Consider the following 11,758-nt stretch of genomic DNA (forward strand, 5'->3'; position numbering starts at 1 on the left):
GAAGTGTGCGAATAGTTACGTGTCTGACGACTTAACAATAACAACTCCAAATCACTCAGAATAGAGTCTATCCAGGTAGATCCTCTTCTGAGTGCTCAGGTGGCTATAGAGAGGGGGAAACGCCCGGTCCCATTCCGAACCCGGAAGCTAAGACCCTCTTCGCTCATAATACTGCATCTTTCAGGTGTGGAAACGTAGGTCGCCGCCTGGCCTCAGATTTAATCCTTCAACTCTTCTTTTTTACAAATCATAATTCAATCACTTCTTAAATTTAATCCCAACCAACTTTTATCATCGCAATATTGCTTCTATCTTACGGAATATAAATCTTATCGATCATCTCTTGATACTCTTTTTCCCATAGACTCTCTGCCGTTATTCCACCACCGCTTTTATAGATCATATTACCATCTCTGTTTTCGATAAATCGAATCGCTACGGCACTGTAAAGTGCCTCTCCGTCGAAATATCCGAATACTCCCGTGAAATTCCCGCGCTCATATCCTTCGATTTCTTTGATTATCTCGACACTCTTTTTCTTAGGGGTACCGCTGATACTTCCAGCAGGTAGCAGATGACGTAATATTTCGCCTATGTTTGATTTCCACTTACTTGTTAATTCTCCATGAATATGTGAACTTATTTGATGGAGTTTTTTTACTCCGGTGTCGATAGTGGTGATATAGCGAAAATTTTCTACGCAAATATTATTGGCGACTATACCCAGATCATTTCGCAATAGGTCAACTATCATGGTATGTTCTGCAAGTTCTTTCGGATCAGCGAGGATGGTTTGTATTGCATCAGGTGTATCTGCATCTATAGTCCCTTTCATCGGATAGGTATGAATGCGGTTTTCTTTTATCGTTATAAAGGGTTCAGGCGAGAAGGAGACAAAGCTATTTTGTACTCGTATTTTATAAGGTGCATGCGCCATGGTATAAATCTCCGCTAATGTATAGGGAGTCTTTATCGGCGTCGGTTGGGTTAGATTGAGCAGATAGGTATTGCCTGCGTGTAAATGCTCTTGGATACACTCAAACTTCTTTTGGTATTCATTTGGGTTGATTGGAGTTTTGAGTGGAGTGTGTGGGTAATTCAGGGGGCTTTTTGGAGTACAAAAAGAAAATTCTATATCGTAATCAGGGAGTTTATCGATCGGGTAAGCCATAAGGTGCTCGCCGGTAAAATCGGTGTAGAAAAAAGTGGGAATCCCGGCGGAAACCCACTTACTGAGTTGCTCATACATTACGCGATAAGGGCTTTAAGGACCGCCATGCGGATAGATACACCGTTTTTAACCTGTTCAAGAACTTTGCATCGGGGATCTTTGAGCAGTGCGTCATCGATATCAATATTGCGGTGAACAGGTCCCGGATGTAAGACGATGATATCGCGATCACCGATAAGCTCTTTGGTGATGCAAAAATCACTAGCATAATCTTTCAATGAGCCATAGGTCTGGTGGGAATGTCGTTCTGTTTGAGTGCGGAGACTCATGATAGCATCGACATGATCAATCACCTCGTGAATACTATGAGTTGTTTGAAGCGAGGTTGCAGGCAGAAAATGGGGCGGTGCAACAAGGGTTATTTCCATTCCAAAACGGGTTAATAATTCAATATTACTGTTAGCAACGCGCGAGTTTTTAATATCGCCGACTATCGCTATCCTTTTCCCTTTTAGATCCCCAAAATGCCGGCGGAGAGTAAATAAATCGAGGAGTGCCTGGGTAGGATGGGCATGGGCGCCGTCTCCGGCATTAATAATGGAGGCATGGGTATGTTCGGCGAGGATATTGGGGACACCGGCATGGGCATGGCGGACGATCATCGCATGAGGTCCCATTGCATCGAGATTGGCAGCGGTATCAACGAGACTTTCCCCTTTTTGGGTTGAACTTTTTTGGACATCCAGATGAACGACTTCGGCGCCGAGACGCTTTGCCGCAATTTCAAAAGAGCTTTTGGTGCGGGTGGAGTTTTCAAAAAACAGGGTGATAATGATTTTTTCTTTGAGGATGGGGTCAAATTGTCCCGCAGAATAGTGTTCTGCATCCTGTAACACCTGAAGAATTTGCTCCGTTGTAAAGTCGTCGGTACGGATAAGATGTTTCATAATATTTCCTCTTATTTATGATGATATTGTATCGAAAAGTGCTTTGGCTATGGTATCAATATCGTTGTCTATACGGTATAGCGTTTTAAACCGATGATTCAAATAGGGAAGAGAGGTGGTTTTAAAATCTTGCTCTTCACTTCGACAATTAAATCCGAATAGATGAGGAAGCGCAGCATCTTCAAGCGCTTTAATACTGAGTAAGGTGTCGTTGATACAACCGAGATTGCAGTGGGTCACCAGTAGCGTTAGCGCATTAAAGTGTCGCGGAAGATCGATCATCATAGTCTCACTATCAATCGGAACCATCAATCCACCAGCCCCTTCGATAATGACAATATCGCAGAGAGCTTCGATCTTGGCCAGTGCTTTGTCAAAGATACTTAAATCAATGGGTTTACCTTCATTCGCTACAAACGGTGCGGCAGGTAAGCTTAATTGCAGAGTGACGATATCCGATACATTTAGGGATTGAAGTGCAGGATTATGAATGCAGGCTGTTTCAAAAAGCTCAATTCCATCACTCGGGATAGTTGTTACCCCTGTTTCAATCGGTTTGTAAACACCGACACGTAAACCCAACCGTGTAAATGCTTCTATCAGTAACTTGGACGTATAGGTCTTCCCTATATTTGTGTTGGTTGCGGTGATAAAGATACGTTTGGTCAATGAAGTCTCTTTTTGGTTATAATTGCCGTAATTCTAATACAGGTTTGATGATGAATCGCTTTGAAAAGTTTACAACCCAGTTTGTTCAACAAACAGGAAAAAAAGAGGGGCCGGTAAGTCCTGTTATGGTTAACTCCGCATCATTCGGATACGGAAACAGCGAAACGGGAGAAGGGATTTTTGACGGGTCGATTAAAAAACCTCTTTATGCGCGTGTAGGTAATCCGACCTCGGCACAGCTTGAGCAGATTTTAGCTTCCATGGACGGCGGTATCGGTGCGATAGCCGCCTCCTCCGGAATGGGTGCGATAGCGATGGCAACCCTGAGTCTACTCAAGAGCGGAGACGAGATTATAAGTATCGGCGGTCTTTTCGGCGGAACCTATTCGTATTTTTCTGAAACGTTAACCCGTTTTGGTATTACTCCCCATTTTTTTGATGTCGATGAACTTGAAGCGATAGAAGAAGCGATTAATACGGCGACTAAAATCATCTTCCTAGAAAGTGTCGGCAATCCAAATATGCGTTTACCGGATATCACAAAAATTGCTGAGATTGCAAACCGGTACGGGGTTGCATTGATGGTGGATAACACGATTACCCCTTTGAGCGTTGCACCGATAGCATTGGGAGCTGATATTGTCGTCTATTCAACGACTAAAATTATTACCGGAAATGCGTCAGCATTGGGTGGAGCGGTCATTTATCGTGCTATTTCTGAGGGCGAGGATAAGTTCAAAGGGGATCGTTACCGTGATATACACCCGTTTATCCAAAAAATGGGCTCAATGGGATTGATCGGTGTTGCTAAAAAACGGGCATTACGCGATTTGGGGATGTCGGCTAATGGATTTGGGAGTTATTTGACGATGCTGGGGCTGGAGACGTTGCCGTTACGGATGGATCGAATCGTCACAACGGTTGAGACGGTAGCCAATGCGTTACAGGAGAGAGGGTTTAAGGTTAATCATCCGTGTTTGGCACACCATCCTCACCATGAACGCTATTTGAACCAGTTCGCCAACGGATGCGGAACCATTCTTACGATTGATATGGGGTCTAAAGAGAGGGCGTTTGAATTCTTGAACCGTTCAAAATTGATCACGATTACGGCTAACATCGGTGATAGCCGTACGTTAGGTCTGCATATGGCATCAACGATTTATCGTGATTTCGATGAATCGGTCAGAGAATTTTTAGGGATAACTGCCGGACTGATCCGTATTTCTATCGGATTGGAAAATCCGCAGGCTATTATCGATGATTTCGTCCATGCGGCGAATTTTTAAGAAAACTAGGGTTACACTTTATGGCTACTAAACATGAACATGCGACACAACTGGATTTATCCGTTGCCTATCCAAAACAGTATAATGTCTTTTTGCTGAACGATGATTACACCTCAATGGATTTTGTTGTTGATATTCTGATAGGGATATTTCGACAGGATTTTCAAAATGCTCATCGAATTATGATTGAAGTACACCAACGCGGGCGCGGACTGTGTGGAGTCTATCCCTATGAAATTGCCGAGACAAAAATTCATCAGGTAAGTAGTCTGGCCAGAGAGAACGGATTCCCGTTGAAAGCGATAATGGAGGAAGCGTAATGGTAAGCTCTGAACTTAATGCAATTTTTCAAAAAGCGGTTGCTTTTGCGCGGCATCAACATCATGAATATTTAACGATTGAACATGTCATGCTGGCTCTGCTTAATTCCGAAGAAGGTTCATCAATCGTCCGCAGCTGCGGAGGCGATGTTGAAATTATTCGAGAAGCGCTGGGCAGTTATCTGATGCAAACGCTTGAACCTCTTCCGGAAGAAGTTCAGCAAGAGCCGTTTGAAACAGTGGCTTTGGCACGGATGATCGATGAGATGATGCGACATGTTAAAAGTGCTCAAAAAGAGCATGCCGATGTGGGAGATTTTATTGCAGCCGTGTATGAAGAACATCATACGTATGCCTGTATGCTACTCGAAGAATTCGGTATTACGCGCGTTGATTTACTCGAAGCAATCTCCCATCGTGAACTCGAAACTCCACAAGAATCACAAAGCGGCGAGGGGGCCTTGGGCAAATACGCTATCAATTTGATCACACAAGCCAAAGAGGGGAAGATTGATCCGGTAATCGGCCGCCAAAATGAGATTGAACGGACCATTCAAACGCTGTGTCGCCGTAAAAAAAATAATCCTCTGTTAATCGGTGAACCGGGGGTTGGGAAAACGGCGATTGCAGAAGGGCTTGCGTTGCGGATTGTGTCGGGAGATGTCCCCGCACTCCTTATAGACGCAGAACTTTTTGCCCTCGATTTGGGAGCAATGCTCGCAGGGACAAAATACCGAGGCGATTTTGAGAAACGTCTCAAAGCCGTGATTGATGAAGCACAAGATCATCCTAATGCAATTCTATTTATTGATGAGATACACACCATCGTCGGTGCAGGCGCAGTCGGAGGGGGGAGTATGGACGCCTCTAATCAACTCAAACCCGCCCTTGCTTCGGGGGCACTGAAATGTATGGGTGCAACGACCCATGCCGAGTACAGAACGGTATTTGAAAAAGATCGCGCACTCAGCCGCCGTTTCGCCCGTATCGATGTGGGGGAACCCTCTTTGGAGGATAGTTTTTTGATCCTCAAAGGGTTACGGGAGCGATACGAAAAACATCATGGAGTTAAATATACCGACAAGGCGTTACGCAGTGCCGTGGAACTTTCCAAAAAATACATTACCGACCGTTTTTTACCGGATGTTGCAATCGATCTGATAGATGAAGCAGGGGCATCCTTTCATCTCAAAAAACATAAACGGACATCAGTGACTCCGAATGATATTGAGACGATTATCTCTAAAATGACAGGTGTTCCAATCTCTAAAATGGGAGAAGATTCACGTGAAAAACTCTCTTCTCTTGAAGCGGAGCTAAAAGCACAAGTGATTGGGCAAGATAAAGCCGTTGTTCAAGTTGTACGTGCCATTAAACGCTCTTACGCCGGGTTAAGTGCTCCCAATAAACCGATTGCATCCTTTTTATTTTCCGGTCCGACGGGGGTGGGAAAAACGGAATTGGCAAAATCGCTCTCAGATTGTATGGGTATCCATTTTGAGCGGTTTGATATGTCTGAGTACATGGAGAAACACGCGTTAAGCCGCCTTATCGGAGCCCCTCCGGGATATGTAGGATTCGAGCAGGGGGGATTACTCAGTGAAGCGATACGTAAACACCCCTATACCGTGCTGTTGCTGGATGAAATTGAAAAAGCACATCCTGATTTGATTAATGTGCTATTGCAAGTGATGGATAATGCGACGTTGACCGACAACAACGGGTATAAAGCTAATTTTAGCAATGTCGTATTGGTGATGACCTCTAATGTCGGTGCGAGTGAGCGTAATGTAATGGGATTCAATGCCGACAGTTCACTCTCTCGTAACGAAGCATTAAAATCCTTCTTTACCCCTGAATTTCGCAATCGTCTTGACGCTGTTGTCGAATTCGGAGCGTTATCTGTAGAAGTGGTTGAGGGGATTGTTGATAAATTTATCCGCGAACTCAATAGACAGCTCAAGTCTAAAAAAGTATCTCTGATTTTGAGTGAAACAGCAAAAGCGTATCTGGCAAAAGTCGGATATGACAAAGAGATGGGGGCACGGCCGCTCGGTCGGGTCATTCAAGAGAAGATTAAAGATCCGTTGGTAGATGAGATGCTTTTCGGTGCATTGGTAAACGGCGGACGGGTGAGTGTTGAGTATGACACTGCGTTGAGATTTACGTTTGCCGGATGATTCCGAAGCTCTCTCTAAAACTTAGTTTCCCCGATCCCAGATCGGCAAGTGAAGAGGGGATTGTTGCGTGGGGAGGAGATTTGAGCCCCTCTCGGATATTAATGGCCTATCGCATGGGGATTTTCCCGTGGTACAGCGCTAATGATCCTATTTTGTGGTGGTCACCTGATCCGCGGCTAATTTTAGAACTGGATGACTTTATACTTCGCCGCTCTCTTCGTAAAAAAATAGCTCATTTTGAAATCCGTTTTAACCGTGCTTTTTCTCAGGTAATCCGTGAATGCTCCGCAATTTCCCGCAGAGGGCAAAAGGGGAGCTGGCTGGTACCGGAGATGATCGAAGCGTATGAAGTGTTACACGGCATGGGGCATGCACACAGTGTAGAAGCGTATCAAAACGGTATTTTGGTTGGAGGTTTGTACGGGTTGAGTGTGGGGAGAGTCTTTTGCGGTGAGTCGATGTTTGCAAAAGTTTCCGATGCGTCCAAAGTGGCTTTTGCGGTGTTGATCCACCATTTAAAAGAGTGGGGATATGATTTTGTCGATTGTCAGGTTCCGACACCTCATTTGAAAAGTTTGGGGGCCAAAGAGATCACTAGAGATGCTTTTTTAAAACGTTTAAAGGAATCTTCTACGAATGAAGCATCACAAATTAATTCTTTTAATGAATTTTTGGCATAATCGTTCCAGTCTTTACTTTGGAGTTAAAATTTATGTATATACCTCAGTCGCAATTTTCATTATGGGCCGATTTTATTGAGCGATCATTTTTAGAGGGAGAGTTTAAACAGCTTATTGGAGCTGGGGTTATTAATGGAGCTACGTCTAATCCTGCAATTTTCAAAAATGCAATTTTGACTTCAAACGCTTACAAAGAGCAACTCTCAACGTTATCGCATCTTTCACCCAAAGGAAAATATGAGGCAGTTGCCCAATTTGACATTCAGAGCGCGGCTGATATTCTTCGTCCTCTCTACGATGAGGGAGATGACGGATATGTAAGTATTGAAGTCGATCCGTTTTTATGTGATGATGCAGAGGCAACGATTGCCGAGGGTATCCGTCTTCATAACGAAATTAATCGACCGAATGTCATGATCAAAGTACCTGCTACCGAAGCAGGGTATGTGGCGATGGAAGCTTTGGCCTCTGAGGGGATTGCCGTTAATGCTACGTTGATTTTTTCGCTGGAGCAAGCTTTGGCATGCGCTAAAGCTTTTGAACGGGCGGCACAAAAAGGGGATCGTGTCGTTGACACGGTCATCAGTGTATTTGTGAGTCGTATTGACCGTGCCATTGATGAAACTCTCCGCTCAAAGGGTGTAAAAACAGGATTAAGCGGTATTTATAATGCAGCAGACATTTATGCGAAAGTAGAAGCACTCGGTATTCCGAAATGCCGTGTATTATTCGCCAGTACTGGGGTAAAAGGGGATGAATTTCGACCATCATACTACATCGATGAGCTTTTGGCACCCCATAGTGTTAATACCGCACCGATAGCAACGATAGAGGCCTATGTGGCGGGAGCGGATACAAGAATCAAGCTTCCGGTAGAGGTGAAGCATATCACAGATCATTTTGAAGCGGTAAAAAATGCCGGTATCGATATGAAGGATGTCATTGATGGGCAGATTCGTGAAGGTTTAGAGAGTTTTAAACTGGCATTTCAAGAAATTTTGAACGCATTGGAGTAACAAAGATGATGAGTGGACAGGATACACAACATACGGATTTAAGTGATTTAAATTTTGAGGTGTTAAAAAAAATCAGAGGGTATCTGCGACGGATGATTGATGCAGGGGGGAGTGACCTTCATATCAAAGCCAATGCCGTTGTTCGAGCACGCATTAATGGAGAAATTATTCCCCTTTCCGGTGAGATATTATCCAAAGATGATGCCCTTATTTTTGCAAAAGAGCTGTTGCGTACCCGCTTTCCTGAACTCGTTGAGCAAAAAGAGCTCGATTTGGTCTATCCGTTTGATGAAAATACCCGTTTTCGCATTAATATCTTTTTTCAAATGGAGGGGATTTCGGCTGTTTTCCGTCTTATTCCGGTGAAAATCTTAACGATTGATGAGCTGAATCTACCGGATGTCGTCCACAGCTTTGCAGAGATGGAGCGCGGGTTGGTATTGGTGACCGGAGTCACAGGAAGCGGTAAATCGACTACGTTGGCGGCGTTGATTAATGAAATTAATTGGAAACGTCGCAAACATATTATTACCATTGAAGATCCGATTGAGTTTGTCCATAAAGATCGGAAATGCATTGTCAATCAGCGCAGTGTCGGACAAGATACCCGTAGCTTTGGAAATGCGCTGAGAGCCGCTTTGCGTGAAGATCCGGATATTATTCTTGTTGGGGAGATGCGGGATATGGAGACCATTGAAATCGCTCTTCATGCTGCCGATACAGGGCATTTGGTTTTTTCTACCCTTCATACCCTTGATGCGAAAGAGACGGTAAACCGTATTATTTCTGTTTTTCCGACCGGAGAACAAAATCGTGTTCGAATGACCCTTGCTTCGGTGCTCAAAGGGGTTATTTCACAACGTTTGATCCCTACAATCACAGGTAAGCGTGTTGCAGCATTAGAGGTATTGGTACGAACCCCTCGTATTGAACAATTAATTGCCGAAAATCGGGATATTGAGATTCCGGATACGATTGCGGAAGGAAAAGAACTGTACAAGTCTCAAACCTTTGATCAGGGAATTTTGGACCTCTATCTAGCCGGTACCATCAGCCGTGAAGATGCACTTGCTTTCGCAACATCGGCTTCAGACCTGAAACTTCGTATGGAAGGGCTTAGTACGACGATCGAGAAGAAAAACATAGGGGTAGATGAGGGAGAGAAGACTTTTAAAGAAGAGGAATATATCGGCTTAAAAGGGTAAAGCTTTTTAGGTAGTATTAAAGTTTTTTTAAGTATAATCTGCTCCATTTTATATTTGAAGGACATAGTATGCTAGAAGGCATTGTAAGAGAGAGTATTGGCAAACCTGTAACAAAAGCGTTTCGCCGTGATGGTTATCTTATCGCCAACATTTACGGAAAAGGGCTTGAAAATATTCACGCTGCGTTCAAAATGAACGATTTTATCCGTACTGTTCGTAATAAAGAGAGCGTTGCATTCGGAGTGAATGTTGCGGGAACAGAAATGAATGTTGTTGTCCAAGGATATGAGTCTCATCCGGTATCAGGAAACCTTTTACACGTTGATTTGATGGTAGCACAAGCAGGTCTTGTAACGCATTATCATGTTCCGGTTAAACCTGTAGGAACTCCTTTCGGTTTGAAAAACAAAGGGATGTTGCACGTTTCTAAAAAACGTCTTCGTGTTAAAGCGGCAATTGAAAACCTCCCTAATTTCATTGAAATCGATGTAGCGCCTCTTGATTTAGGTGATTCTATTTTGTTACGTGATTTGCCAAAAATCGAAAATGTTACCTTCACTGATTCCGATCGTGTATCAGTTTTAAGTATCATTAAAGCGAAATAATCATGCTCATCGTCGGACTGGGCAATCCGGGCCCGGCGTATGTGTCAACCCGTCATAATGTCGGGTTTATGGTGATAGATGAGCTCTGTCGTCGTCATTTGACTCAATCTGTTTCAAAGAGCTCCTTCGAAGGGGAGTTGTTTAAAATGGGTCAACATTTTCTTCTCAAACCTATGACTTTTATGAATCTCTCCGGTCGTTCTATTTTAGCCGTCAAACAGTTTTACAAAATCGATGAGGTCATTGTTATTCATGATGATTTGGATCTTCCCTTTGGTGCGCTTCGCTTTAAAAAAGGGGGCGGTCATGGCGGTCATAATGGCCTTAAGTCGACCGATAGTACAATAACTCCCGATTATATTCGTGTTCGGATGGGTATTGGTAAGCCTGAACACAAATCGCAAGTAGCGGATTATGTATTACACCCATTTTCGGTTGACGAACAAGCTCTTCTTGGAGAATGGGTAGCTAAAGCGGCTAATGCAGTAGAGATGTTGATGTGTGCATCGTGTGAAGAGGTAGCTTCAAAGTGTTCTATCAAGGCTTTAGCGGTACAATAAGACGATCTTTACAATAATAGGCCAATATGCTCTTTTTTAATACGTTATCTTTTTTATATTTACGCTATTTTTTTATTGTGTTGATTGCATTGGGCAGCTTTATGATCGGATTTGATTTGATGGAAAATGCAGCTGATCTCCCAACTTCGGCGAATCTTGTCCTGATTTACATCATGTATAAGCTTTTTTATGCAGTTGATATGATGCTTCCCATCTCTCTTGTCCTTGCGATGGTCGCTTCGCTGGTAGAATTGGTGCGCACCAATGCCATGGTCGCTTATTATGCAATCGGTTACTCTAAAAAACGGGTCATTGCCCCTTTCTTAGTTCTTGCAACCGTTATTCTCGGTATATATATTGCATTGCATGCTACCTCTTTTGCACGTGCTAATGAATATGCGGATAATTTACGCACATCCTCAGAAATTATTCGTCCGACTAGCAACCTTTTTTTTACGCATGAGGGGAACTATATTTATTTTGGCAATCTTTATCCGCTGATCCGTAAGGCTGAAGATATCCGTATATTTACGTTTTCAAATGGCCATTTTAGTGAGGCGTTAAGTGCTAAAGAGGCATTGTATCAAGATGGTTATTGGGTCATTAACAAAGCTCATCTGGTGCATCCTCCTAAAACTCTTGATTTAAAAGGGGATGGCATTGTAATTGAAAATAGTGAAAACTTGAAAGTCCTTCACGATTTTAAGCCTAAAATCTTGGATCAAGTCTATGAGGGAAAAGTAAATTTTACCATTGGGGATGGATTGGAAGCGCTTACTCTTCTTAAAAATCAAAATGTTGATGTACGAAAAATTAAGAGTTCTCTTTATCGAATATTCATTTCACCGTGGTTTGCCCCGATATTAATGATTGTTTTATTTGCGTCTACTCCGGTGAGTGGACGTTTTTTTAATCTTTCTCTTTTTAGTTTCTCGGCTATTCTTGCAACGTTACTTGTATGGGGAATATTGTTTATGATGGGTGAACTCGCTGCAAACAAAACGATACCACCTGAAGTGGGTACGATTGCCCCTATTGTGTTTCTTTTGAGCGTTATGACGCTACGTCTAAGCAGATTTAGGATAAAATCGCGCAAAATTTAGACGTCAAAGGCTC

At 43.2% G+C, this 11,758-nt stretch carries 12 protein-coding genes and 1 rRNA gene; 10 read left to right on the plus strand and 3 right to left on the minus strand.

The window, feature by feature from the left end:
* The first annotated feature begins 95 nt into the window (after positions 1 to 95).
* Positions 96 to 211 (plus strand): 5S ribosomal RNA (gene rrf / locus WC407_RS10195).
* Positions 212 to 313: 102 nt separating this feature from the next.
* Here the strand turns inward: rrf and WC407_RS10200 are convergent.
* The 3 genes from WC407_RS10200 to bioD are packed head-to-tail and all read right to left on the minus strand — an operon-like array spanning position 314 to position 2,787.
* Positions 314 to 1,249 carry an aminodeoxychorismate synthase component I gene (locus tag WC407_RS10200; protein ID WP_373022539.1) on the minus strand — a complete coding sequence of 312 codons (936 nt, stop codon included), beginning with the start codon at positions 1,247 to 1,249 and terminating at the stop codon, positions 314 to 316.
* The gene (locus WC407_RS10205; RefSeq protein WP_373022540.1) at positions 1,249 to 2,118 is read right to left on the minus strand and encodes an aspartate carbamoyltransferase catalytic subunit; all 870 of its coding nucleotides are present in this window, start codon (positions 2,116 to 2,118) and stop codon (positions 1,249 to 1,251) included. Before WC407_RS10205 ends, WC407_RS10200 begins: the two co-directional genes overlap by 1 nt.
* Positions 2,119 to 2,133: 15 nt before the next feature.
* Positions 2,134 to 2,787, minus strand: coding sequence for a dethiobiotin synthase (gene bioD / locus WC407_RS10210; RefSeq protein WP_373022541.1), 654 nt, complete (start codon positions 2,785 to 2,787; stop codon positions 2,134 to 2,136).
* A gap of 50 nt (positions 2,788 to 2,837) precedes the next feature.
* Here bioD and WC407_RS10215 point away from each other — a divergent pair, with 50 nt between their 5' ends.
* From WC407_RS10215 to WC407_RS10255, 9 genes are all read left to right on the plus strand, one after another.
* The gene (locus WC407_RS10215; protein ID WP_373022543.1) at positions 2,838 to 4,076 is read left to right on the plus strand and encodes an aminotransferase class I/II-fold pyridoxal phosphate-dependent enzyme; all 1,239 of its coding nucleotides are present in this window, start codon (positions 2,838 to 2,840) and stop codon (positions 4,074 to 4,076) included.
* A gap of 20 nt (positions 4,077 to 4,096) precedes the next feature.
* Positions 4,097 to 4,396: an ATP-dependent Clp protease adaptor ClpS gene (locus WC407_RS10220; RefSeq protein WP_373022544.1), complete on the plus strand. Its 300-nt coding sequence runs from the start codon at positions 4,097 to 4,099 to the stop codon at positions 4,394 to 4,396.
* A complete protein-coding gene (gene clpA, locus WC407_RS10225) occupies positions 4,396 to 6,576 on the plus strand; it encodes an ATP-dependent Clp protease ATP-binding subunit ClpA (RefSeq protein WP_373022545.1) in 2,181 nt (726 codons plus the stop codon). The genes WC407_RS10220 and clpA overlap by 1 nt, the downstream gene beginning before the upstream one ends.
* Positions 6,573 to 7,256, plus strand: a complete 684-nt coding sequence (aat, locus tag WC407_RS10230; protein ID WP_373022546.1) for a leucyl/phenylalanyl-tRNA--protein transferase — start codon at positions 6,573 to 6,575, stop codon at positions 7,254 to 7,256. Before clpA ends, aat begins: the two co-directional genes overlap by 4 nt.
* A gap of 32 nt (positions 7,257 to 7,288) precedes the next feature.
* Entirely contained in the window at positions 7,289 to 8,272 is a 984-nt protein-coding gene (locus WC407_RS10235) for a transaldolase (RefSeq protein WP_373022547.1), read from the plus strand.
* 8 nt (positions 8,273 to 8,280) lie between these two features.
* A complete protein-coding gene (locus WC407_RS10240; RefSeq protein ID WP_373022708.1) occupies positions 8,281 to 9,477 on the plus strand; it encodes a type IV pilus twitching motility protein PilT in 1,197 nt (398 codons plus the stop codon).
* Between the two features lie 68 nt (positions 9,478 to 9,545).
* Positions 9,546 to 10,082, plus strand: a complete 537-nt coding sequence (locus tag WC407_RS10245) for a 50S ribosomal protein L25/general stress protein Ctc (RefSeq protein ID WP_373022548.1) — start codon at positions 9,546 to 9,548, stop codon at positions 10,080 to 10,082.
* Entirely contained in the window at positions 10,082 to 10,642 is a 561-nt protein-coding gene (gene pth, locus WC407_RS10250; RefSeq protein WP_373022709.1) for an aminoacyl-tRNA hydrolase, read from the plus strand. Before WC407_RS10245 ends, pth begins: the two co-directional genes overlap by 1 nt.
* 26 nt (positions 10,643 to 10,668) lie before the next feature.
* A complete protein-coding gene (locus tag WC407_RS10255; protein ID WP_373022549.1) occupies positions 10,669 to 11,745 on the plus strand; it encodes an LptF/LptG family permease in 1,077 nt (358 codons plus the stop codon).
* The last annotated feature ends 13 nt before the right edge of the window (positions 11,746 to 11,758 follow it).

Source organism: Sulfuricurvum sp., assembly GCF_041651515.1.
Taxonomy (GTDB): domain Bacteria; phylum Campylobacterota; class Campylobacteria; order Campylobacterales; family Sulfurimonadaceae; genus Sulfuricurvum.

What these genes read in the sequence shown, in the direction of transcription:
- WC407_RS10200 (WP_373022539.1), bottom strand. Translation starts at nt 1,249, where the DNA reads ATGTATGAGCAACTCAGTAAGTGGGTTTCCGCCGGGATTCCCACTTTT.
- WC407_RS10205 (WP_373022540.1), bottom strand. Translation starts at nt 2,118, where the DNA reads ATGAAACATCTTATCCGTACCGACGACTTTACAACGGAGCAAATTCTT.
- WC407_RS10215 (WP_373022543.1), top strand. Translation starts at nt 2,838, where the DNA reads ATGAATCGCTTTGAAAAGTTTACAACCCAGTTTGTTCAACAAACAGGA.
- WC407_RS10220 (WP_373022544.1), top strand. Translation starts at nt 4,097, where the DNA reads ATGGCTACTAAACATGAACATGCGACACAACTGGATTTATCCGTTGCC.
- clpA (WP_373022545.1), top strand. Translation starts at nt 4,396, where the DNA reads ATGGTAAGCTCTGAACTTAATGCAATTTTTCAAAAAGCGGTTGCTTTT.
- aat (WP_373022546.1), top strand. Translation starts at nt 6,573, where the DNA reads ATGATTCCGAAGCTCTCTCTAAAACTTAGTTTCCCCGATCCCAGATCG.
- WC407_RS10235 (WP_373022547.1), top strand. Translation starts at nt 7,289, where the DNA reads ATGTATATACCTCAGTCGCAATTTTCATTATGGGCCGATTTTATTGAG.
- WC407_RS10240 (WP_373022708.1), top strand. Translation starts at nt 8,281, where the DNA reads ATGAGTGGACAGGATACACAACATACGGATTTAAGTGATTTAAATTTT.
- WC407_RS10245 (WP_373022548.1), top strand. Translation starts at nt 9,546, where the DNA reads ATGCTAGAAGGCATTGTAAGAGAGAGTATTGGCAAACCTGTAACAAAA.
- WC407_RS10255 (WP_373022549.1), top strand. Translation starts at nt 10,669, where the DNA reads ATGCTCTTTTTTAATACGTTATCTTTTTTATATTTACGCTATTTTTTT.